Raw genomic sequence first — 21,265 nt, 5'->3', positions numbered from 1 at the left:
GGGCTGGCTGATCAGGACTGGCTGAACCTCAGATGACGCCGTTCGGCCAGTTCCTCCGCGCCGACCACGGTCAGGATCGGCGTGCCGGGAGGCGCGAACAGGGTCACCACCAGCTCCGACTGCGTGTCGGCGAGGTTGTTCGCGCCCAGGTAGTGGATGACGTCGCCGCCGGGCTCGAACACGGCTTCGCCGGCCCTGAGCACGCGCGGCTCCTCGCCCTCCAGCTCGAAGAGGATCTCGCCCTGGGTCACGTAGCCGAAGACCGGACCGGGGTGCCGGTGCGGCGGCGCGCCGGGATCGCCCGGTGCCAGCGTGACCCGGACGGTCCTGGCCTCGGCGTCGGCCGCGATCCGCGCCGCCGCCCCCGGCAGGGTGGCGATCACTTCGACGCCCGGGGGCAGGTGTGTGTTCTCAGAGCTCATGTCTTCCTCCAAAAGGGACTGTCCCCAGCAAGGACCGGACAGTCAGCCTGTTTGTGACATGTGCGCTGCCGGAATGGTGTCGAAAGCCGCAGAGACGGCGGCGCCAGGACTATCCTCGACGCGATCGCGAGGTGTGGAGGTACGGGGACATGAGCGACTGGCCGCCGTCGGCGGAAGACTTCAACGCGTGGTACGCGAACATGGTCGACCACTCGTCGGGGGACGCGATCCAGCGGCGGCATCTGGGCTTGCCGGCCCACCTGCTGTCGACGAGCCTGCTGACGTGGGACGGCATCGCCGAGGTGATCGAGGCGCTGCGGCTGGAGCCGGGAACCCGGCTGGTGGACCTCGCTTGCGGGCGTGGCGGGTACGGCTTGGAGATGGCCGCCAGGACCGGCGCGACGCTGATCGGGATCGACTTCTCGAAGGAGGCGATCGCGCAGGCGGCGGCGCTGGCGCAGCGGTTGGGCGCCGAGGCCGAGTTCCGAGCCGGCGACCTGGCCGACACCGGCTTGCCGGCGGCGTCGGTCGACGCGCTGGTGTGTGTTGACGCGATCCAGTTCAAGCCGGAGCCCGCTACGTTCGCGGAGATGCACCGCGTGCTCGCGCCGGGCGGGCGGATCGCGCTGACGACGTGGGAAGCGCTGGACCGGTCTGATGAGCGCGTCACGCCGCGGATCCGGGTCGTCGATGTCCAGGCTGGCTTGGAGCAGGCCGGGTTCGTCGACGTCGAGGTCCGCGAACGTCCGCAGTGGCGGTCGGCCGAGCGCGCGCTGTGGGAGGAGGCTGCGGCCCTCGATCCGGGCGACGATCCGGCGCTGAAGTCGCTGCATGACGAGGGCGTTCGTGTGCTGCCGTGGTTCGATCTGACGCGGCGGGTTCTCGCGACGGCGGGGGTGGATCGGTAGAATGCATATTGCCCGCTTATGCGCCTAAGGTGGCATTTATGCTCGATCCAGTGCTTGAGCCGGCTGCCCAACGGTTGGTCGAGGAGACCGATCCGCACCCGCACGTCTACGAGGTGCCTTTGGAGCAGGCCAGGGCCCGTTTGCGTCAGTTGCAGGCCGGCGACGGAGTGCCAAAGCCTGAGATCGACGAGGAGTGGGTCGAGGTCGATGCGGGCGCCTGGGGGATGGTTCGGGCTCGGATCGTGCGACCTCAAGGCGCGGCCGGGATGTTGCCCGTCTTCCTGTATCTCCACGGCGGCGGCTGGGTGGTCGGCGACAGCGACACGCACGATCGCCTGGTGCGGGAGCTGGTCGTCGGCTCCGGCGCGGCGGCGGTGTTCCCGCTCTACGACCGGGCGCCCGAGGCGAAGTACCCGACGCAGATCGAGCAGAGCTACGCCGTCGTGCGGTGGGCTGTGCGCGAGGGCGCGCGGCATGGGCTGGACGCCGCCCGACTCGCAGTGTGCGGCGACTCCTCCGGCGGAGGCATGGCAGCGGCGCTCGCCCTGATGGCCAAGGAGCGCGGCGACGTGCATATCAAGGCCCAGATGCTGCTCTACCCGACGCTGGACGCGAACTTCGAGACCAGCTCATACCAGCAGTTCGCAGACCACTACTACAACACGCGCGCCGCCATGCAGTGGTTCTGGGATCAGTACACCGCCGACCCCGCGCAGCGCACCGAGCCGCACGCCTCCCCGCTGCGAGCCACCCTCGAAGACCTGCGCGGCATGCCGCCGACCCTACTGATCACCGGCGAGGCCGACGTCCTGCGCGACGAGGGCGAGGCCTACGCCGCCAAGCTGCGCGAGGCCGAAGCGGACGTCACCGCACTGCGAATCCTCGGCACAGTGCACGACTTCCTCCTGCTCGACAGCCTCCGCGACACCAACGCCGCCAAGCTCGGCCGCCTCCTGGTGATCGAGGCACTGAAGGCGACCTGACGTGGGCGTGGGTGGGGTGGCGCGGTGCGGCTTGTTTGTGGGTTTTATAAGCTTTTTACGGCTTCGCGCAGGTGTTGATGGCCTCGCAGGGGGCGCAGTCTGATGGCGGGTGGCTGGGTTCCGCTGGCGGCCCGGCGGTCTTCGTTGTTCACGACCGCGCACCAGTCCGAGTCACTGCGCCTGACCTTGACTTTGTGGCGCCCCTTAAACGCGACCACCAGCCGCCGGCCGCCAGCGCCACCCGGACACGTTGAACCGAACTGCGCCCCCTGCGGGGCCATCACCACCCGTCGGATAGCGCAGTTCAGTCGCGGGTGGCCGGGTGCGGTGGCGTGGCTGCCTGCCGCGCGGTCAGCTCGCTGACGCCGCCGCGGTATCGCGGATGCGGTCCAGGGCGGCGAGGATGTCGGAGGGTTCGGCGCGCTTGGTGTAGTCGGTTTCGACGAAGGTCCAGGTGATGGTGCCGTCGGGGGCGATGACGAAGGTGGAGGGGAGGGGGAGGGTGCGGGCGTGGCCGGCGTTGACGCGGTTCAGGTCGAAGCCGAGGGCGTCGTAGAGGTTGGAGAGGTCCTGCGGGATGTCGAAGGACAGGCCGTAGAGCTTGGCGGTCTGGCAGCCGAGGTCGCTGAGGATCTGGAAGGTCAGGGCGTGCTTTTCGGCGAGGGTGAGGGACTCGTCGGGGATCTGCGGGGACACCGCGATCAGTTGTGCGCCGCGTGCGGTGATGTCGTCGTTGACGGCTTGGAGGGCGCGCAGGGTCATGTTGCAGTAGGGGCACCAGGCGCCGCGGTAGAAGGTGAGCACCACAGGGCCCTGCGCGAGAGCGTCGGCCAGGGCGACGCTGCGGCCGTCGACGGCCGGGAGCGTGAACAGCGGGGCGGCCTCGCCCACGGCCGGCGCTTGCTCGGTCTGGCCGGACGCGGCGAGGTCGGCTGCCGCGCGGTCCATGACCGCGCGGATGTCCGCCGGGATCTGCTGCTGGCGGGCTTCGTAGTACGCGCGCAGTTCGGTATTGAGGGACACGGACGCTCCTTCGGGCGGGTCCAGGCGATCTTGAAATGCTCGTTCCAAGATAGGATCGGACCACCGGCGCCCGCAATGCTCCAGCTTGCCCTTGGCCGAATATCATGGAACTGCCGGTCCCAGATACGAGGTGGCACGTGCCCGACATCAAGCACTTCGACCCGGACGCAGCCCTGGAAGAAGCGCTGCTCCTGTTCTGGCAGCGCGGATCGGCAGCCACCGGCGTGCAGGACATCGTGCAAGCGACAGGCGTGAACAGATCCAGCCTGTACGCGACCTTCGGCGACAAACAGGCACTGTTCCAAGCGGCGCTGACCCGCTACGTCGACGAACGTTCCACCCCGGTCTTCGGTCGCTTAGGCGCCGAAGGCAGCAGCCTTGGCGCGATACGAGCCTTCTTCGACGGCCTCATCGAAGCACGCTGCGAAGGCCCATACGCCCAATGGGGATGCATGGTGTCCAACACCTACGCCGCACCCGAGCAGTCGGACCCGAAGGTCCGCGAGGTCCTCGAACGCCACCACGCGACACTGGTCGGCAACCTGCGCGCGGCCTTGGAAGCGGCGGCCGACCAGGGACAGCTCCGAGCTGACGTTGACCCCCGCGCGGCAGCGGAACACCTAGCGCTCCTGGCATACGGCATCAACATCCGCTCGCGCCACGGCGCGTCCACCGAGGACCTCCGCGCGGCCGTCACTGCCGCGCTGGCCGGCATCGCGTCCTGAGGGCGGTCAGCTCCGGGCGATACGGGTCACATCGACCATCCCGGTGTTTGATCACGACGCGTCGCGGATAACCGGCGAGTCCGACCAGCGATACCGCAGCCGTCACAGCTGCGGCATCGCTGATGACTCGTTGTGTAGGAGGAGCTGAATGCAGGACAGGAGCGTGAGTACAGGGGCGGGTACGGAGCGCGAGCCGCTCCTCATCCCCGCATCCCACGCCGAAGTGCCAGATCTGCGCACCCGAGCGGGGCGAAACCTGCGGCAGGTCATCCTGCGGCGTGGCGCCTTCGCCTCGGCGATCGCCGTCGTGGCGCTGGTCGTCTCCTACCACTACGGCGGCCTCGTCGGCGCCGGCGGGCATCAGTCCCTGCACCTGGTGCTGGCGTTCGCCGGCGCGGTGGTGTTCCTGGTGAGCGCGGTGATCGCGGTGCGCTGCGCGACCAACGACATCCTGGGACTGGTGCACGTGCCGGGGCGGCTCAGCGACGCGCGAGCGAGCACGCTGCGCATCCTGTGCCTGCTGTTCGGTTACATCCTGGTGGTCTTCGGCGCGTTGAGTCTGTTGCGCGTGCCGGTGGGGCATCTGCTGCTCGGCGGGGTCCTGACCGGGGTCATCCTCGGTATCGCGGCGCAGCAGGTCCTCGCGAACGTCTTCGCGGGCATCACGATCTTGTTCGCCAAGCCGTTCACGATCGGTGACGAGCTGCGCATCCGCTCCGGTGCCCTCGGCGGGCCCATCGTCGGCCGCGTGTCCGGTATGACGCTGACGTACGTGACGGTGCGGACCGCCGCCGGACCAGTGCTGGTTCCCAACAGCGCGGTGCTCGCGGCGGCCGTCGGACCTGCGCAGGAGTGGCTGGAGTAGTAGGAGCCGTTCCCGCTCGGTCCGCTCTCGCCTTGCCCCGACGACCGCAGCGGTCGAGGCTTGAACCGGGGGAGTCGGACACCCGCACCCGAGTGGGAGGACGTCATGATCGCTCCCGTCGTCGTCGGCATCGACGACATGGACCAGAGCCCCCACGCGCTGGAGCTGGCGGGCATCGAGGCCGAACTGCGCGACGCGCCGCTATGGGTCGCCCACGCCTACCACCGGGTCCCGCCGGTGGTCACGGCCGCCGCCGACGGCAGCGCCCCGACCGCGCACGCGGCGCTGGAATCGACCGCGGAACCGCTGGCCACAGCCCTGAAACAGCTCCACGCCGACCATCCGCGCCTGCAAGTCCGCAGCTACGCGATGAGCGGACCGGCCGCTGCCGGGCTCGCCGCCTTGGCCGAGGAAGCCGAGCTGCTCGTGCTGGGCCACCGCGGCCGCGGTGGCTTCGCCGGCATGCTGCTGGGCTCGGTCGCGCTGCGTACCGTGGCGCACGCCCGCTGCCTGGTGGTGGTCGCGCGCGGCGCCCGGCGGGCCATGAAGCGCGTGGTCGTCGGCATCGACGTCGACGACGCCACCGCCGGTCGGGCCCAACTCGCCTTCGCCTTCGAGGAGGCAGTCCTGCGCGGCGCGGAGCTGGTCGTGCTGCACACCTGGGAGGATCCTGGCGCGTTCTATCCCGACCCCACCGGCGACTACACGCGCGACCACCTCGCGACGCTCGACGACGACCACCGCCAGCGCCTGCACGCGGCACTGAAGCCGTGGCGGGCGGCGAATCCCGACGTCGCGGTCGACGTCCGGGTCGAGGGCGGTTCCGCCGCCCGGCATTTGGTCGAAGCCAGCAGCCACGCCGATCTGCTGATCGTCGGCGGCCGTCTGCGCCGCGACGGCGACGGCATGCGTCTGGGAGCTCTGGCCTATTCGCTGCTGCACCACGCGCGATCCCCGGTGGTCATCGTTCCGGAGCGGTGAACTGGACCGGAGCGGCGAACCGGACCGGAGCGGTGAACTGGACGGTCAGCGCAGAAACGCACGCCCGCCGAGCTTGTGCCGACCGTCGGTGGGAATCCGCGCGGTGATGATGACGTGCGTGCGCCCGGCGCCGTCACGCTCGTCCAACGGCCCGATCCGGCTGCGCGCGACGAGCAGGATCCGGCGCGCGTCCCGGTGCTCGGTGACCACCGTGCCCAGGGCCTCGGAGTACGCGGTGATGACCGCCCGCGGATCGCGATGACCGCCGCCGTTCTCGCGGTTCAGGGGGTGGATCTCCGCGCGCACAGTGTGCGAGGAGCCGATCGACCAGTGCAGGAGCGGCAGCGGGAGGTCGGTGCCGGGTGCGTGCTGGTCGATGAACGCTGACAGGTCGTGGAGGGCGTCGCTCTGGCTGCGCCACAGGTCCTGGACGGTGGTGGACGGCATGGCCACAGAACGTGGCGCGCGCACCGATGGTTCAGCGTCCGGGCCACAACCGGTGGATCCCGGGAATCAGGAGTACCGTGGAACCAGGACCTGCAGGGCGAGCGAGGGAGTCCGGCGAGGCGTCTACCCCCAAGAGGGTTCTTCCCCCGGGGCGGCGAGACTGACCGGGCTGAGAGGCCAGAAGGCCGGTGAGGCTGGAAGGCGACCTCCACCACCTGATCCGGACAATGCCGGCGAAGGAAGCCCACCTTGCAGGTTCTTCGGCATGTTGGGGGAAGCCACCGTGAAAAACCTGATCCCACTGCGGCATTTGCCACGCCTGGTGTCGTGATGTAGCCGACTACCTACGCGGGAACAGGACGTGGCAACCACTCCGGCGCCGTGGCGGCTCGAACATCTGGAAATACTGATTCGCTCGGCCTGGAGGACCCGTCTGGAAGGACTGGCAAGGCTGGGCTGAGCGGGTGGCGGTGCCAGTGCTGACTCGAGAAGGGTGAGGTGCTTGAGCTTGGGGTGCGGTGTGCAGCGCCGGTGTCCAGCTTTGTAAGAGACCTGATTTAAGGGTCCGTACGCGAACGCGATCACTGATCGTTGTTTACCGTACGCTTCCGATCAGTTACATGCTGTACACGGCGCGCTGCCCGGCAACGGAGCACGGGTGGCGCACTCGACGAAAGGCACCACGGATGCACACCCTCGCGAAAGCGGCCACCAGCCTGCTGACCGCCGGTTCCGCCGCAGTGATCCTGTCGGCCGGCACCGCGCACGCGACCCTCACCACCCCCACGGCCACCACCTTCCTGGGGGCGTTCCACCTGACCCGCACCGGCTTCGCCGGCGACGCCGGTGCCACGGACCTGGCGTGCTTCACCGTTCAGGGCGGCGAGCAGGCACCGACCGTGCTCGGTGCGGGCGCCGTCACCGACCCGGACGCGGCCTGCCGGGAACTCGCCGTCGCCGACGGCGACCCGGCGCTGTTGCTCGTCCATCCCGCCTGGACAACCTCCGACCTCGTCGCCCCCGTCACGGTCACCGTGAGCGGCAGCTGGGGACCCGCTGACGTGAGCTGGTCCCACACCTTTCTGAACAGCAGTCAGCTCGCGAAGTACACGGGTGACGTCTTCGGGTTCTGATAAGCAGGTGAGGCGCGGTCCCCGGCTTCACAGCCCGTTGATGACGTCGGTGAAGAATCCGACGCTGTCGGCGGCGGGGACCGCGTCCAGGCACAGCTGGTCCATCACTGTGGCATACACATCCAGGTCATCGGCCTTGTCCAGGTAGCTGGCGCCGGTGAGGTGCTCCAGATAGACGATGTCCGGCAGCGCCGCCTCCGGGAAGCGCAGGATGGTGAACGGGACGGCGCCGACGTCGGCGCATCGCGTGCCGCGTTCGGACCGCACGACCTGGATGGTGACGTGCGGCAGCCGTGACAGCTCCCGGAGATACTCGATCTGAGCGAGCGTCTTCTCATCGTGGCCGCTCGGCGGACGACACAAGGCGGACTCGTCGATCACGGCCCAGATCTTGGGCGGGTGCGGACGTCGCAGCAAGCGGGCCCGGTTCATGCGCAAAGCCACGCGCCGTTCGATCTCGACGGGATCAGCCTGCGGATTCCCCAACCGGATGACGGAGCGTGCGTAATCCTCGGTCTGCAACAGGTCGGGGACCAGGCGGGTCTGGTAGCAGCGGATGACCGAGGCTGCGTCCTCCAAACCGAGGTAGGCCTCGAACCAGGCGGGGACGACGTCGGCGAAGGAGTGCCACCAGCTGTCGGCGTTCGCCTGTTCCATGAGCGCCAAAAGCATGCCGCGCTCGGGGGCGTCCCGGACGCCGTAAAGGGTGAGCAGGTCGGCCACATCGCGTGGTTTGAAGCTGATCCGCCCCAACTCCATGCGGCTGATTTTGGATTCGGAGCCGCGGATCGCATACCCCGCCTTGGCTCTGCTGAGTCCTGCCGCATTGCGCAGTCGGCGCAGCTCGGCGCCGAGCAGAATCCGGGGGATGGTCGGGTTCCCCGGTGCGGAGAAGGGAGCCTGGGCGGTGCTTCGGGTCTGATTCACCCAACGCTGGTCCACCCCACGATCGGCCGGCATCTGCCTCCCCTTTCCGCCACGCGCTCCCGGCGGGACAGGCCGGGGCGGCGCCAACGTCGCCGGGACGCGACGCCGGTAAGCATACCCTCTGTTCCGACGCGGTCACGTGTCGTATCGGCGAACGGTGGGTATCAGGGCCCTTACCTGCAACCTTGCCCGCGACGCGGAGCGCCCGCGTCCCACGATGCGGTCCGGGTCTATGGTGGGTATGTCAGAACCCAGAGATAGAAGGTGGTGACGATGACCGGCGCTCCCGAGTCCTCCGAGGTGCCCCGCCTCCCCAGGATCGACACGACCGTGCCGCACTCGGCGCGGATCTGGAACTACTGGCTGGGCGGCAAGGACCACTACGCGGTCGATCGCGAGGCCGGCGACCAGTTCGCCGCCGTCTATCCGGGCATCTTCGACCTGGCCCGGCTCTCCCGGTACTTCCTCGGCCGCGTCATCCGCCACCTCGCCGGCGAGGCGGGCGTCCGCCAGTTCCTGGACATCGGCACCGGCCTGCCCACCGCCGACAACACCCACGAGGTCGCGCAGCGGGTCGACCCGGCGGCGCGCATCGTCTACGTCGACAACGATCCGCTGATCCTGGCGCATGCCAATGCGCTGCTGATCAGCGACCCGCGCGGCGCCACCGCCTACATCGAGGCCGACCTCCTCGACCCCGAGACGATCATCCGGCAGGCGCGCACCACCCTGGATTTCGAGGAGCCGGTCGCGCTGATCCTGATGCAGGTGCTCGGGCACGTGTCCAACGCCGATGGGGACAAGCAGGCTCGGGCGATCGTCAACGGCCTGATGGACGCTCTGCCGCCGGGCAGCTATCTGGCGCTGAACGAAAGCGCCGACACCAACGTCCTGAACGCCAAAGCCACCGGGCTCTACAACGAGAGCGGCGGCGCCCCGTACTTCCTGCGCGACCCCGAACAGATCGTGGGATTGTTCGAGGGCTTGGAGTTGGTGGAGCCCGGCGTCGTCCCCATTCAGGACTGGCGGCCCGATCCCAACCCCTTCGGAAGCCCTGCTGAGGTAGGGGTTTGGGGAGGCGTCGGCCGCAAGGCGTGAAGCCTGGTCCGCACCTTTTCGGCGTCGGGATGATCGAGGTGCTCGCAGATCTCCAGCGCCTGCTGCCAGGTGGTGCGGGCTGCCTCGTCCTGGCCGATGTCGTGCTGGGCGTCGCCGAGATTGGTGAGGGTCTCGGCTTCGGTGTGGCGGTCGCCGACGGTCCGGAGCAGGTCGATGGACCGCCGGAAGCAGGCGATGGCTTGGTCCGTCTGTCCGAGCCGGTGGTGCGCTGAGCCGACGCTGTCCCAGGTCACCGCCTCCCCGTAGGTGCTGCCGAGTTCCTGGAACAAGGCCAGAGCGCTTTGGCAGTACTCGAGCGCGGGCTGGGGATCATCGAGCAGGATGTGCAGCCAGCCGACCGCGTTCAGGGCGCGGGCTTGGCCGATGGTGTTGTCGGTGGCGCGGAAGAGGCGCAGGGATTCCTCGGCGTGGGCGAGTGCTTCGGGATACCTGCCTTGGAGTTCGCGGACGCGGCACAGCGACCGCCGGCAGTTGGCGGTGCCCTCGAGATCGCCGAGGCGGTCGTGGTAGTCGAGTGCGTGGCTCAGATGATCGGCGGCTGCCTCGTAGTGGACGAGCCCGATGTACGCGTTGGCAAGAAGACGGTGGGAGTGCGCCTGTTTGGCTTGGTCGCCAAGCCGCTGCGCTGCCTGCATCGCGACTTGCTGGGTGGCGAGCCAGTCTTGCCAGTGCCCGCGCCTGTCGAGGTAGTCAGTGACCGTCCAGGCGAGTTCCCAGGTGAGGGTGTCGACGTCGGCGGCGTGCGGCTCGTCGGCCAGCGTCTTGTCGGCTGCCGGCTCAGCGGCTGCCGCGCGCCGGATCACCGCGAGCAGCACCTCGCGTTCAGCCTCGAACCAGCGCAGCGCCTGCTGCATTTGGTCGGCGAAGGACTCGGGGATGACTCCGTCGACCAAAGCCGCCGGGGTGATCGGCTTGCGATGCGGGTCCAGCAGCCGGCCGGCGAGGTATGAGCTGTGCAGGTAGTGATGCAGCATCCGACGGAACGCGGTGTCGCGTTCGGCATTGGAGCTCTCTGTCTGCACAAGCTCCGCGGCGTAGGAGCGGAGAAGGTCGTGGCTGCTGTATCGACCCGATGCGTGCTCGGTGAGCAGGTGGGCTCGCGTCAGCTCACTGAGCAACGCGGCTGCCTCTTCGGTGCTCAGTCCGGTGAGACTTGCCGCTGCCGGAACCGAGATGTCGGGTCCGGGGTGCAGTCCCAATAGCCGGAAAAGTCGTTGCGCCTCAGGCCGTTGCGCGAGATACGACCACGAGAACACGGCTCGCGCTGTCGTCGAGGGATCGCCGGTGTCCAGCGCGTCGAGCTGTCCGGGGGCGGCGGCCAACTCGGCGGCGAGCGCGCCCAGCGGCATCGCGGGATCCATCAGCGCCCGAGCGGCGGCGACCGCCAACGCCAGCGGCAGGCGGGCACACCGCTGAATCAGGACACGTACCGCGTCCGGTTCGGCGGCGACGCGTTCGGCTCCGAGGTAGCGGCTCAGCAGGTGCTCGGCCTCCGCGTCGTCGAGCAGACCCAGCGTGATCGGCGTGGCGCCGTGGCCGACGACCAGCCCGGTGAGCCGGCTGCGGCTGGTGACCAGGACCAGGCAGCCCGGCGAGCCGGGGAGCAGCGGTCGGACGTGGTCGGCGTCGCGGGCGTTGTCGAGCACCACCAGCATCCGGCGCCCGGCGAGCAGGCTGCGATACAGCGCGGCTTGGGCGTCCAGGCCGTGCGGAATCCGCTCTTTCGGGACGGCGAAGACGTCGAGGAAGCCGCGGATCGCCTCCTCCGGCTTCATCGGCGGTCCGGTCGGGTCGAAGCCACGCAGGTTCACGTAGAGCTGGCCGTCCGGGAACTGCCGCGCCGCGTGGTGCGCCCAATACACGACGGTCGTCGTCTTGCCGATGCCGGCCGTGCCGGAGATCGCCGAGATGAGGACCGCCGAGGCGGCTTGGCTGCCCGTGAGCACGCCGTCGAGCGCCTTCAGCTCGGCGCGCCGGCCGACGAAGTGGCGTGCGATTGACGGCAGCTGACGCGGCACGAGCGATGCGGCCGCGGCCGGTGGTGCCTCGTCGGCCAGGCTCGGGTCGCGGCGGAGCAGCCGGACGTGCAACTGCTGCAACGCCGCGCCGGGCTCCTCGCCGAGCTCGTCGACCAGATGGCTGCGAACGTCGGCGTAGTAGTCGAGCGCTTCAGCGCGCCTGCCGGCCGCTGCCAGGGCGCGGATGACGTACCCGGCAAGCGGTTCGGACAGCGGATACTCGGCGGATGCGGCCAGCAGGTCGGCGGCGAGGTCTGCGAGCCGGCCGTGTCGGGCCTGGACGTCGGCGAGCAGGAGCAACGCGGCAAGGCGTTCCTCGTTCAGCGTCCGGCGGGTCCGGGTGACCCATTCGCCGGTCAGGTTCGCCAGCGGCGTGCCCTGCCACCAGGCGAGTGCCTCGGTGAGCCGATCGGCGGTGTCGGGCCCGCCGGCATCGGCCGCCTCGATGCTTCGCAGCTCTGCGACCCGCTGTTGGAACCGCGCCAGATCGACCGATTCCGGCGGCACGTCGCACAGGTACCCGCCGGGGCGACTCAGGATGTGGACGCCTGCCGGGTCCAGCGTTCGCCGCAGCCGTGCGACGTACGCGTACAGCGAGGCCTTCGGATCGCCGGGAAGCTGCTCGCCCCAGACCCGGTCGACCAGGACGTCCCAGGGCACGATGTGCCCCGGCGCGATGGTCAGGGCCGCCAGCACCAGACACGATTTCGCCGAGCCGATGTCCAGCCGGTCCTGGTCGCCCCACGCCTCGACCGGACCGAGCAAGCGAATTCTCATAAGGGACTCAAGGATATTGCAAGGTCGGATCGATACCGTCCTTTCGGCTGATGACGGGGCGTGACGGGCGCGCCGACGAGGAATGGGGACGGCATGCAGATCGCGCTGAGTCGGGTCGCGGCGGTGGCGGCTGTGACGGCGTTGGGCGTCGGCGGGTGTTCGGGGAGCGGCTCGACCGGGTCCGGTTCTGGGTCTTCGGGACTGAACGGGGGTTCGAAGGCCACAGGGAAGACCGGGGACGCCGGCGCGCCGGCAGGTGCCTCGCTGAGCGGCAAGGTGCCCTCCGGGTTCGCCAACGCCACAACGTGGAGCACGCAGGTCGCCTGGGGCGACCGCGGTGTCGGGAAGGCGGCCTTGGACCTGCACGGCCACGGCGTCTCGAACTGGGTGGTCGCCGAGCAGCAGGGCAGCTTCGGCGTGGTGCGGACGGTCGGGACGTCGGTCGTCGTCCCGTCGTTCGCCTCCGGCGGCGCGGCCGGACCGGTGGCGGCGACGCTGAAGTTCCTGGACGCCAAGACCGGCAAGCCGATCGCGGAGAAGAAGCTGCCGTCCGGGACGTTCCTCGGGCTCGACGCCGACGTCGTAGCGGGCAAGCCGGTGGCGGTCGTCCGGTACCTCCCGGCGCAGGACGACGCGTCCCCGGTCGTCGTGGTCTTCGACGCCTCCGGCGCGCAGGTGTGGTCCACCGAGGGCAAGCAGGTCGCCGGGACCTCGCCGTGGTCCGGGGGCTTGCAGGACGGCGAGAACGGCGAAGGCCTGCTCGTGGGCGGCTACGCGCTGCGCCTGAACATCGGCAAGGACACCTCCGACCACACCGACGCCACCTACGACGTCGTCGACACCACCGGCAAGAGCGTGCTGCACGTCCCGCTGTACGCCGACAAGTGGGACATGAACAGCGTGAACATCGTCCAGGGCTACGCCGTGGTCTCCTACGACGACAGCCTCTCCCTGCCGGACACCTCCACCGCCAAGGAGCACTTCACGGTCTACGACCTGTCGGCCGCCGGCAAGAAGGTCGCCGAGGTCGCGGAGAAGGACTCCGGCGGCGTCTCCAACGCCGTCGCCCTGGCCGCGTCCGGGGGCAAGATCCTGCTGACCTGGCTCGGCTCGGGCACCGGCGCCATGCCCCCGACCCTGATGACCGTCCTGGACACCGCCACCGGCCAAGCCACCCCGCCGGCGCCCCTGCCCGGCGCCGTCACCGACTTCGGCACCCTGATCGACCCGGCGACGAAGAACGTCCTGTTCTTCGACAGGGCCGACCCCCCGACCGACAGCAGCGCGATGGTGAGCCTGTCCCAGGGCACCGTCCTGTGGACCCAGCACGACCAGCACAGCAGCCTGATTCCGCTGTCGATGCACAACGGCGTCGTGTACGGGATCGAGGCGGCCGAACTGGGCAGCTCGGACGGCAACCAGCTCGCGGTGAAGGAGGCGGACGGGAGCCCCGTCGACACGGACTACGAGCTCTCGCCCCTGGACTTCACCGCCGATGGCGCGCCGCTGTTCGCCGAGGCCAGCGACGGCAGCGAGAGCGACAGCGGGAGCAGCGACAGCAGCGGGAGCGGAACGTATACGGTCACTGTGGGGGTCGGGCACGGCGCCTGACACCGCGAAACGAGCCGTGGCCTGAGACTCCCACCGGGAGTCTCAGGCCACAGATTTGCTAGTGCCTCAGTACTTTACGAAGCGACGCCCAGCAGCCACGGGTTGCCCTTGGCGGTGATGTTGATGCCGGAGCCGGAGGCGAGCCACAGGTAGCCGTCGCCGCCCTTCCACGCGGCCTGGAAGCTGCCGTCGGCCTTGGTCACGAGCTCGGGGTTGTTCGCCACACCGAGCAGGAACGGGTTCCCCTTCGCCGTGATGTTCGCACCCGAACCGGTGGCCAGCCACAGGTATCCGTCGCCGCCCTTCCAAGCGGTCTCGAAGCCGCCGCTGGGCAGTGCTGCGATGGACGGGCTGGTGTCGCCGGAGACGCCGAGCAGGAACGGGTTGCCCTTCGCGGTGATCGTGGCGCCGGTTCCGGAGGCGAGCCACAGGTATCCGTCGCCGCCCTTCCACGCGGTCTCGAAGCTGCCGTCGGGCATCGTCACCAGCGCCGGATTGTTGACCACGCCGAGCAGGAACGGGTTCCCCTTGGCGGTGATGTTGACGCCGGAGCCGGAGGCGAGCCACAGGTAGCCGTCCCCGCCCTTCCACGCGGCCTGGAAGCCGCCGTTGGGGAGCGCCGCCAGAGCCGGGCTGGTCGTGCCGGAGACGCCGAGCAGGAACGGATTGCCCTTGGCGGTGATGTTCGTCCCCGAGCCGGTGGCCAGCCACAGGTAGCCGTCCTGACCCTTCCACGCCACTTCCCAGCCGCCGTTGGGCAGCGCGACGATCGACGGGCTGGTGCCGGGTGCGACCCCGAGCAGGAACGGGTTGCCCTTGGCGGTGATCGCGGTGCCGGTTCCGGTGGCCAGCCACAGGTAGCCGTCGCTGCCCTGCCAGGCGGAGACCCACGAGCCGTCGGACAGGGTCGCCATCGAAGGAGTCGTGTTCGCCGCGACGCCGAGCAGCCACGGGTTGCCCTTGGAGGAGATCGCCGCGCCGTTGCCGTTGGCCAGCCACAGGTAGCCGTCAGTCCCCTTCCACGCGGTCGTGTATCCGCCGTTGGAGGCGGCGGTCAGGCCGGAGGAGCCGCTGTGCGGGGTGCTGGACGGCGGCGGGGGCGGGGTGGTGCCGCCGACCGGGCTGGAGAAGCCCATGACCTTGACGTCCGCGTAGCCGCCGGTCCAGTTGCCGTTGCCGTCGTAGACCTTGTCGCTCCAGACGACCTGGCTCCCGGGCGCCGACTTCCAGTTGTTGCCGCTGCCGACCAGGCTGCTCTCGTTGCCGCCGACCTCGGTGAAGGTGCCGTCGCTGTTGACCGCGGTGACGATCGCGACGTGGCCGTAACCGCCCTTGATGGAGCTGTCGAAGTAGACCGCGTCACCGACGTGCGGGGTCGAGGACCATGTGCCGTGGCTCTGTCCGTAGTCGTAGAAGCTGCTGGCCAGGTCGTTCAGGGTGCCGTCGACGGTGACGCCGGCCTCGTTCCACACCCAGCCCGCGAAGTCGGCGCACCACGCTTGGGACTGGCCGGAGTTGCTGCCGGGCGAGGCGCAGCTGTTGTGCTGGTTGGTCGGTCCGTTGGGCGCGGAGTACCCCAGATAGCGGGACCCGAGCCCGCACGGGCCGGTCGACCCGTTGCCGATCTGCCCGTCGGCGACGGCGGCGATCGTGGCGCCGACCGTCGTGGCCGAGGCCGACCCGGCGGTCAGTACCGAGGCCATGGGCGCCAGCAGCGTCGCGGCCAGCAGGCTGATGGCAAAGTTCTTACGGTTTGTGCGCATGATGGAGCTCCTCAATGATGTGGTGTGTGGTGGATCAGAAACCTGCGATGGCGCAGCCTCACCGGCCGAGCGCTGACAGGACTGCCGGGTCGTCGGTCGCCGGAGTGCCGGCGCCGAGGTCATCGGTTTCGAGGAGGGTCACGGTCGAGCCCTGCAGGACCAGGTAGACGCGGTCGACCTGGTGGCCGGCGGCGCTCATCGGGGTCGCGACGCCGGTCCACTTGGCGGACCAGGCGTGGCCGTCGGCGTCCGAGGCGGTCACGGCCACGGTCGCGTCCTGCGGGACCCGCGCGGCCGAGCGGCCTTGCTGGGCGCGCAGTTGGTCCTGGCAGGACCCCATCTGCTTCAGGCCGTTGTCGTACGCCGTGGTCGCGGCGGCGGCGTCGGCGTACCGGAACGTCTGCATGCGGGCCGTCGCGGTCCGATGCGTGGCGCGGAACCCCTGCTCCTCGATCTGGGCCGCCTTGTTCAGGCCGTAGCAAATGGACTCGTTGCTCGTGAGGTCCCACGAGACGGGGTGTGTGGCCTCGGATTGCTGCCAGCCGTAGGCTCCGCCGGGGTCGGCGAGCCAGGCCGGAGCGGCGTTCGAAGGCGGACTGCCGATCGGGGCTGGAGGCGGTGTCGTCGGATGGGTTGGCGGCTTGGGTTGGGTCGCAGGGGACGTACTGGGTCGGGCCGATGTGCTCGGCGGGGTTGTCGGGATGGAGGTGGCTTGCGAGGAAGTGCCCGAGGTAGTGGGCACCGTGGAGGTGGTCGATGCGGTGGGCGTCGAACCCGCCGTGGTCAGGGCGCCGTCGACGCTGCTGGTCGAGGGCGAAGTGGTGGAGGGCGAAGCGGCGGAAGACGAACCGGCCGCCGCCGCAGAGCTCTGCGACGCATGCCCGCCGCACCCGGCAGCGGCCAATCCGAGGCCGACAGCCAGAGCCGTGGCCAGGACGAGCGGGCGAACCGTTTTGGTGATCTCGTTCATGAGGCTTCCTGGAGGTGAGGCGGAGCATTCGGTTGCTGCGCGGGGACCGGCTACCAGCGGCTGTCTCGCAGCATGCTGAGCACGCCGATCGACCAGTCGGACAAAGACGGAGCGGTCGCGATCGCCCGCCGGCACAGGGACGTGGCGGCTTCCTCCGCCGACGTGGCGTCGGTGCGCACGAAGACCCCCAGGTCGACGGCTTCGGGGCGGGGACCGTGGCGGGCCCGGACGTGTTCCAGACGGTCGTCGGGCACCGCGACCGACCACAGGATGTCGACGACCGCTTCGGGACTGACCGGCGGCGGGACCGTCGCCGGAGCCGTCAGGCGGACGAGGACTAATTCCATGTCAGCCGCCGCACATGGAGCACGGGACGGATCCGGCGACGGTCGAGACCGCCGCGGACCGCGCGGCGCCGGCACTGGCAGCCGAACCGGCGCCGGCACCGTGGCCGAGCGTCGTGGCCGAACCGGCGGCCAAGGCGACCGCGCTCAGGAACAGCGCCGAGAACGCGATGGTGGCTCGGCTGCGGACAGTGACGTAAGCGGTTTCAGACATGGCGGTATCCCCGTTCGGCGGGCAGGAAGTGGATTTCGTCGACGTCCGGTGATCTGTTCCGGAGGTCCGCCGCCCGGTCGAACCGGGCTGGCAAGGAGTACTTTTCCAGGCTCTGACCTGCGGAAGAAGGGGTTCCGAGTGTCACCAAACTGTCTGGCACCTTGGTGCCAGAGCACCCGCAGATCAGCTGTGCGCCGGAGCGTGGGGCGGGTGTACGAGTTTGTATCGGATGCGGGCCACCGGCCGTCCGGACGCACACAATGAGGTCGAACGGCTCTCGTACGCGTGACCGAAGTACTGGGTTTCTTGCACGACCGGGGGATGGGATGTTGGCGGGAACGAAAGTGGAAGTGGCCACGCTGCTCGGGCTCGGTCTGGCCGAGCCGTTGGCCAGGCTGTGGGTGGCCATGACCGCCATGCCAGGCGCCGGCGCAGCCGATCTGGCCGTGGAACTGGGAATGGGCGAATCGCAGCTCCGGGAGCACCTGGACGCGCTGGCGGACCGCGCTCTGGTCCGGGTCTCGCAGCAGACCCCGGGGCTGCTCGTGCCGATCACCGCTGAGGCGGCGCTGGCCCAGCTGCTGCGGCAGCAGGAGGAGGAACTGGCCGAACAGCAGCGCCGGTTCCAGGAGCAGCGGGATCAGATCACGAAGACGGTGATGGCGCGCCTGGACGCCGGCGACGGCGTCACAGACCCCTTACACCGGGTCGAGCAGGTGGTCGGCGCGGACGCCATCCACTCGAGGTTCGAACAGCTCGCCTACTCGACGCTCCAGTCCATCGACTCCTTGCTGCCGGCGACCGGCCTGTCGGAGCAGATGCTCGCCGACGCCTGGCCGCTGGACGCCGAAGTGCTGCGCCGCGGCGTCAAGGTGCGCACGATGTACCTGGAAGCCGTGCGCAACGACCAGCTCCTGCTCACGTACGCACGGAACTTCCAGGCCGCGGGAGCTGAGATCCGCACGAGCCCGACCCTGCCGCAGCGTCTGTGCATCTCCGACCGCCGCGTCGCGATCGTCCCGCTGAAGCCCGGCGTCCGGGGCTACGGCGTGGCGGTCATCAGCGCGCCGGGCGTCATCGCGTCCTTGCTGGAGCTGTTCGAGGCGGTCTGGCACCACGCCGCGCCCCTGGACGTCGGCAATCCCATCGACACCTCGACAGGGCTGTCCGACACCGAACGCAGCCTGCTGACATTGCTGGCCGGCGGTGCGACGGATGAGACGGCGGCCAAGAAGCTCGGCGTCTCGCTGCGCACGGTGCGCCGCATCATGGCCGAGCTGATGCAGCGCCTGAACGCCTCCAGCCGGTTCGAGGCCGGCATCAAGGCGGCGAAGAAGGGCTGGCTGTGACGCGGGCGATGCGGGCGATGCGGGGGAGCTGACAACGAGCTGCGGCCTGAGACTCCGGAGGGGAGTCTCAGGCCGCGAATGTGCTTGGGCTTCTAGGTGCCTTACGCGACGCCGAGCAGGAACGGGTTGCCCTTGGCGGAGATGTTGATTCCGGAGCCGGAGGCGAGCCACAGGTAGCCGTCGCCGCCCTTCCACGCCGCTTCGAAGCTGCCGTCAGACTTGGTCACGAGCTCGGGGTTGTTCGCCACGCCGAGCAGGAACGGGTTGCCCTTGGCCGTGATGTTCGCACCGTTGCCGGTGGCCAGCCACAAGTAGCCGTCGTTACCCTTCCACGCCGTCTCGAAGCCGCCGCTGGGCAGGGCCGCGATCGACGGGCTGGTGTCGCCGGAGACGCCGAGCAGGAACGGGTTGCCCTTGGCGGTGATCGTGGCGCCGGAGCCGGAGGCGAGCCACAGGTACCCGTCGCCGCCCTTCCAAGCCGCCTCGAAGCTGCCGTCGGGCATGGTCACCAGCGCCGGGTTGTTGACGACGCCGAGCAGGAACGGGTTGCCCTTAGCCGTGATGGTGATACCGGAGCCGGAAGCGAGCCACAGGTAGCCGTCCCCGCCCTTCCACGCCGCTTCGAACCCGCCGTTGGGCAGAGCCGCCAGAGACGGGCTGGTGGTGCCGGACACGCCGAGCAGGAACGGGTTGCCCTTGGCGGAGATGTTGATGCCGGAGCCGGTGGCCAGCCACAGGTAGCCGTCCTGACCCTTCCACGCGATCTCCCAGCCGCCGTTGGGCAGCGCGACGATCGACGGGCTGGTGCCGGCGGCGACGCCGAGCAGGAACGGGTTGCCCTTGGCCGAGATGTTCGCTCCGGAGCCGGTGGCCAGCCACAGGTAGCCGTCACTGCCCTGCCACGCCGAGATCCATGAACCGTCGGACAGCGTCGCCATCGACGGAGTCGTGTTCGCCGCGACGCCGAGCAGGAACGGGTTGCCCTTGGCCGAGATGCCCGCGCCGCTGCCGTTGGCCACCCACTGGTAGCCGTCAGTCCCCTTCCAAGCGGTGTTGAACCCGCCGTTGGAGGCGACGGCCAGTCCCGAGGCGCTGCTGTGCGGAGCGCTCGGCGGTGGGGCGCTGGAGGACACCTGGACGTCGAAGTAGTCGGCGTCGATGGGGATGTCCACGCCGCCCCAGGTCTCGTCGTGGCCCTGGGTGTACTGGTGGATGCGCTGGTGGTTGGCCCAGTCGGCGCTGGGGATGCCGGGGTCGGAGACGGTGCTGCTGCCGCTGCCGGGGATGCTGGCGAAGTCCAGGACGTCCGGCATGGTGGTGGAGCTGTAGTTGTTGATCAGGTCCGACACCGTGCTCCCCATGCTGCCGTAGACGCCGGACAGGTAGCCGTGGGCGTGCAGCTCGGCGGACCAGGCGGCTTCGAAGCCGACCACCAGCGAGGAGTAGGAGCCGCCGGTGGTGTAGGCCTCCATGTCGTAGGTGATCTCGGTGCCGGCCGGGAAGCCGAGGGAGACGGCGTCGTTGATGGCGTCGTCCGCGGCGGCGGTGCCCTCGCTCGCGGAGTTGATGGCCGCGCACCCGCAGCCGTTGCCAGGGCCCTGCAGGCCGACGTAGATCGGCAGGAAGCGCCAGCCGGCCGCCGCCTCGTCGGAGACCCAGGTGGAGGTGAGGTTCGGCTGCGCGCAGCCCCGGTTCGCCCCGCCGATGTAGATGCCGACGGCGGAGTAGGGCGAGGAACTCTTCCACGCGCTCATCGCCGACGAGCTCGGCGCGGCGCAGGCGTCGAAGCCTTGGCCGGTGAAGTTGGTGCTGCTGGCCGCGACGGCGGCGGTAGCCAGTGAGTGTGCGGACTGCGTGGACGTGCTCGCCTGACCTGCCTTGCTCGTCGGCGCGGTGGACGTCGGCGCGGTCACCGTGCCCGGCGTCGGTATGTGCGCCGTGGCGGACGGTGCCGGGAGCGCGGCGCTGGTCAGGATGGACTGGGCCAGCGCGCGGTCGGTGTTGTAGGTGGCGCTGACCTTGAAGCCGTCGCCGGTCGTGTCGAGCTCGCGGGTGGCGGAGTTGTCGGTGGTCATGGCCGCTGCCGTGGAGGCGGCGGCGGGCTGGATCAGCAGGGTCTCGGTCCGTCCGAAGACCTTGCTGGGGCAGTCCTGCTGCGCACCCGGCTGGCCGAGGTAGACGGCGTGCTCATCGAAGCGGACACAGGTGGTCGGCGCCTTCGCCAGGTCGATGACCGGCCAGCTTGCCGGGACGGTGAACTGGTGGCCCAGATAGCTGACGCTCTGCGTGGCGGCCTGCGGCGCGGCGGCATGGGGCGTCGCCGCCATGGCGGACGCACTGCCGATCGCGCTGGCGAAGAAGGCCGCGCCGAGGGCGACCAGAGTCGCCGTGCGCTGATGTCGTCGGATCACGGTAGGTGCTCCTCGTGCTCGAAAAGGATGGGGGCTCAAAGGGGAGGCCTGACGCTGCGCGCGAACGGCTTCGGGCATGGCGGCATCCCCTGTCGGTACCGGTGTGGTGGTCCTCGGACCGGTGATCCCGATCCGGTGCCCGGCGTCGCGCCGGGCTGGCAAGAAGGACTCTGCCAGGCCCTGACCTGCGGCGGAAGGAAGATCCAGGGGCACCAACGTGCCTGGCATCTTGGTGCCAGCGGCGGCGCAGGTCTGGGGTGTCGGGCCGGTCGGAG

At 69.6% G+C, this 21,265-nt stretch carries 19 protein-coding genes; 9 read left to right on the top strand and 10 right to left on the bottom strand.

The window, feature by feature from the left end; all coding sequences use genetic code 11:
- Positions 1-11: 11 nt before the first annotated feature.
- Complete coding sequence (locus CACI_RS25040) at positions 12-422, bottom strand: cupin domain-containing protein (RefSeq protein WP_015793651.1); 411 nt, start codon at positions 420-422, stop codon at positions 12-14.
- Between the two features lie 149 nt (positions 423-571).
- On the opposite strand from CACI_RS25040, the gene CACI_RS25035 reads away from it, so the two are divergent.
- Together CACI_RS25035 and CACI_RS25030 are read left to right on the top strand one after the other, a co-directional pair.
- Positions 572-1,330 (top strand): class I SAM-dependent methyltransferase, encoded by a 759-nt coding sequence (locus tag CACI_RS25035; RefSeq protein ID WP_015793650.1) that lies wholly within the window; start codon positions 572-574, stop codon positions 1,328-1,330.
- Positions 1,331-1,368: 38 nt separating this feature from the next.
- A complete protein-coding gene (locus CACI_RS25030) occupies positions 1,369-2,313 on the top strand; it encodes an alpha/beta hydrolase (protein WP_015793649.1) in 945 nt (314 codons plus the stop codon).
- Positions 2,314-2,664: 351 nt separating this feature from the next.
- Here CACI_RS25030 and CACI_RS25025 read toward each other — a convergent pair whose 3' ends face one another.
- Positions 2,665-3,336, bottom strand: a complete 672-nt coding sequence (locus CACI_RS25025) for a peroxiredoxin-like family protein (protein WP_015793648.1) — start codon at positions 3,334-3,336, stop codon at positions 2,665-2,667.
- Positions 3,337-3,473: 137 nt separating this feature from the next.
- On the opposite strand from CACI_RS25025, the gene CACI_RS25020 reads away from it, so the two are divergent.
- The 3 genes from CACI_RS25020 to CACI_RS25010 all read left to right on the top strand — a co-directional run bounded on the left by CACI_RS25020 (position 3,474) and on the right by CACI_RS25010 (position 5,907).
- Positions 3,474-4,061, top strand: a complete 588-nt coding sequence (locus CACI_RS25020) for a TetR/AcrR family transcriptional regulator (RefSeq protein WP_015793647.1) — start codon at positions 3,474-3,476, stop codon at positions 4,059-4,061.
- A gap of 163 nt (positions 4,062-4,224) precedes the next feature.
- The gene (locus CACI_RS25015) at positions 4,225-4,926 is read left to right on the top strand and encodes a mechanosensitive ion channel family protein (protein ID WP_143765381.1); all 702 of its coding nucleotides are present in this window, start codon (positions 4,225-4,227) and stop codon (positions 4,924-4,926) included.
- A gap of 105 nt (positions 4,927-5,031) precedes the next feature.
- The gene (locus tag CACI_RS25010) at positions 5,032-5,907 is read left to right on the top strand and encodes a universal stress protein (protein WP_015793645.1); all 876 of its coding nucleotides are present in this window, start codon (positions 5,032-5,034) and stop codon (positions 5,905-5,907) included.
- A gap of 45 nt (positions 5,908-5,952) precedes the next feature.
- On the opposite strand, the gene CACI_RS25005 is transcribed toward CACI_RS25010, so the two are convergent.
- Complete coding sequence (locus CACI_RS25005) at positions 5,953-6,354, bottom strand: hypothetical protein (protein WP_015793644.1); 402 nt, start codon at positions 6,352-6,354, stop codon at positions 5,953-5,955.
- 686 nt (positions 6,355-7,040) lie between these two features.
- Between CACI_RS25005 and CACI_RS46015 the strand changes: the two genes are divergently transcribed.
- Positions 7,041-7,487, top strand: coding sequence for a protease inhibitor protein (locus CACI_RS46015; RefSeq protein ID WP_015793643.1), 447 nt, complete (start codon positions 7,041-7,043; stop codon positions 7,485-7,487).
- A 27-nt stretch (positions 7,488-7,514) separates the two neighbouring features.
- Here CACI_RS46015 and CACI_RS24995 read toward each other — a convergent pair whose 3' ends face one another.
- Complete coding sequence (locus CACI_RS24995) at positions 7,515-8,447, bottom strand: helix-turn-helix domain-containing protein (protein ID WP_015793642.1); 933 nt, start codon at positions 8,445-8,447, stop codon at positions 7,515-7,517.
- A gap of 240 nt (positions 8,448-8,687) precedes the next feature.
- On the opposite strand from CACI_RS24995, the gene CACI_RS24990 reads away from it, so the two are divergent.
- The gene (locus CACI_RS24990; RefSeq protein ID WP_015793641.1) at positions 8,688-9,512 is read left to right on the top strand and encodes an SAM-dependent methyltransferase; all 825 of its coding nucleotides are present in this window, start codon (positions 8,688-8,690) and stop codon (positions 9,510-9,512) included.
- On the opposite strand, the gene CACI_RS24985 is transcribed toward CACI_RS24990, so the two are convergent.
- Positions 9,431-12,328, bottom strand: coding sequence for an AfsR/SARP family transcriptional regulator (locus CACI_RS24985; RefSeq protein ID WP_015793640.1), 2,898 nt, complete (start codon positions 12,326-12,328; stop codon positions 9,431-9,433). The two genes, CACI_RS24990 and CACI_RS24985, sit on opposite strands and share 82 nt — an antisense overlap.
- 93 nt (positions 12,329-12,421) lie before the next feature.
- Between CACI_RS24985 and CACI_RS24980 the strand changes: the two genes are divergently transcribed.
- Positions 12,422-13,939 carry a hypothetical protein gene (locus CACI_RS24980; RefSeq protein ID WP_015793639.1) on the top strand — a complete coding sequence of 506 codons (1,518 nt, stop codon included), beginning with the start codon at positions 12,422-12,424 and terminating at the stop codon, positions 13,937-13,939.
- 74 nt (positions 13,940-14,013) lie between these two features.
- On the opposite strand, the gene CACI_RS46010 is transcribed toward CACI_RS24980, so the two are convergent.
- Genes CACI_RS46010 through CACI_RS50210 form a run of 4 tightly spaced genes read right to left on the bottom strand, consistent with a single transcriptional unit; the run spans position 14,014 to position 17,230 of the window.
- Positions 14,014-15,702: a CHAP domain-containing protein gene (locus CACI_RS46010; RefSeq protein WP_015793638.1), complete on the bottom strand. Its 1,689-nt coding sequence runs from the start codon at positions 15,700-15,702 to the stop codon at positions 14,014-14,016.
- A gap of 58 nt (positions 15,703-15,760) precedes the next feature.
- On the bottom strand, positions 15,761-16,672 hold the full coding sequence (locus tag CACI_RS24970) for a hypothetical protein (RefSeq protein ID WP_015793637.1): 912 nt from the start codon (positions 16,670-16,672) through the stop codon (positions 15,761-15,763).
- 50 nt (positions 16,673-16,722) lie between these two features.
- Positions 16,723-17,019: a hypothetical protein gene (locus CACI_RS24965; protein ID WP_015793636.1), complete on the bottom strand. Its 297-nt coding sequence runs from the start codon at positions 17,017-17,019 to the stop codon at positions 16,723-16,725.
- Position 17,020: 1 nt separating this feature from the next.
- Positions 17,021-17,230, bottom strand: coding sequence for a hypothetical protein (locus CACI_RS50210; RefSeq protein WP_015793635.1), 210 nt, complete (start codon positions 17,228-17,230; stop codon positions 17,021-17,023).
- 344 nt (positions 17,231-17,574) lie between these two features.
- Between CACI_RS50210 and CACI_RS24955 the strand changes: the two genes are divergently transcribed.
- Positions 17,575-18,579 carry a helix-turn-helix domain-containing protein gene (locus CACI_RS24955; protein WP_223297233.1) on the top strand — a complete coding sequence of 335 codons (1,005 nt, stop codon included), beginning with the start codon at positions 17,575-17,577 and terminating at the stop codon, positions 18,577-18,579.
- 101 nt (positions 18,580-18,680) lie between these two features.
- Here the strand turns inward: CACI_RS24955 and CACI_RS46005 are convergent, their stop codons facing one another.
- Positions 18,681-20,990, bottom strand: coding sequence for a DUF1906 domain-containing protein (locus tag CACI_RS46005; protein ID WP_015793633.1), 2,310 nt, complete (start codon positions 20,988-20,990; stop codon positions 18,681-18,683).
- Positions 20,991-21,265 lie beyond the last annotated feature (275 nt).

Origin of the sequence: Catenulispora acidiphila DSM 44928, from assembly GCF_000024025.1 — a bacterium.
GTDB classification, from domain to species: domain Bacteria; phylum Actinomycetota; class Actinomycetes; order Streptomycetales; family Catenulisporaceae; genus Catenulispora; species Catenulispora acidiphila.
Note: the sequence above shows the minus strand (reverse complement) of the source record. Positions and strands in the feature narration are given on the sequence as shown.

What these genes read in the sequence shown, in the direction of transcription:
- CACI_RS25040 (WP_015793651.1), bottom strand. Translation starts at nt 422, where the DNA reads ATGAGCTCTGAGAACACACACCTGCCCCCGGGCGTCGAAGTGATCGCC.
- CACI_RS25035 (WP_015793650.1), top strand. Translation starts at nt 572, where the DNA reads ATGAGCGACTGGCCGCCGTCGGCGGAAGACTTCAACGCGTGGTACGCG.
- CACI_RS25030 (WP_015793649.1), top strand. Translation starts at nt 1,369, where the DNA reads ATGCTCGATCCAGTGCTTGAGCCGGCTGCCCAACGGTTGGTCGAGGAG.
- CACI_RS25010 (WP_015793645.1), top strand. Translation starts at nt 5,032, where the DNA reads ATGATCGCTCCCGTCGTCGTCGGCATCGACGACATGGACCAGAGCCCC.
- CACI_RS25005 (WP_015793644.1), bottom strand. Translation starts at nt 6,354, where the DNA reads ATGCCGTCCACCACCGTCCAGGACCTGTGGCGCAGCCAGAGCGACGCC.
- CACI_RS46015 (WP_015793643.1), top strand. Translation starts at nt 7,041, where the DNA reads ATGCACACCCTCGCGAAAGCGGCCACCAGCCTGCTGACCGCCGGTTCC.
- CACI_RS24995 (WP_015793642.1), bottom strand. Translation starts at nt 8,447, where the DNA reads ATGCCGGCCGATCGTGGGGTGGACCAGCGTTGGGTGAATCAGACCCGA.
- CACI_RS24990 (WP_015793641.1), top strand. Translation starts at nt 8,688, where the DNA reads ATGACCGGCGCTCCCGAGTCCTCCGAGGTGCCCCGCCTCCCCAGGATC.
- CACI_RS24985 (WP_015793640.1), bottom strand. Translation starts at nt 12,328, where the DNA reads ATGAGAATTCGCTTGCTCGGTCCGGTCGAGGCGTGGGGCGACCAGGAC.
- CACI_RS24980 (WP_015793639.1), top strand. Translation starts at nt 12,422, where the DNA reads ATGCAGATCGCGCTGAGTCGGGTCGCGGCGGTGGCGGCTGTGACGGCG.
- CACI_RS46010 (WP_015793638.1), bottom strand. Translation starts at nt 15,702, where the DNA reads ATGCGCACAAACCGTAAGAACTTTGCCATCAGCCTGCTGGCCGCGACG.
- CACI_RS24970 (WP_015793637.1), bottom strand. Translation starts at nt 16,672, where the DNA reads ATGAACGAGATCACCAAAACGGTTCGCCCGCTCGTCCTGGCCACGGCT.
- CACI_RS24965 (WP_015793636.1), bottom strand. Translation starts at nt 17,019, where the DNA reads ATGGAATTAGTCCTCGTCCGCCTGACGGCTCCGGCGACGGTCCCGCCG.
- CACI_RS50210 (WP_015793635.1), bottom strand. Translation starts at nt 17,230, where the DNA reads ATGTCTGAAACCGCTTACGTCACTGTCCGCAGCCGAGCCACCATCGCG.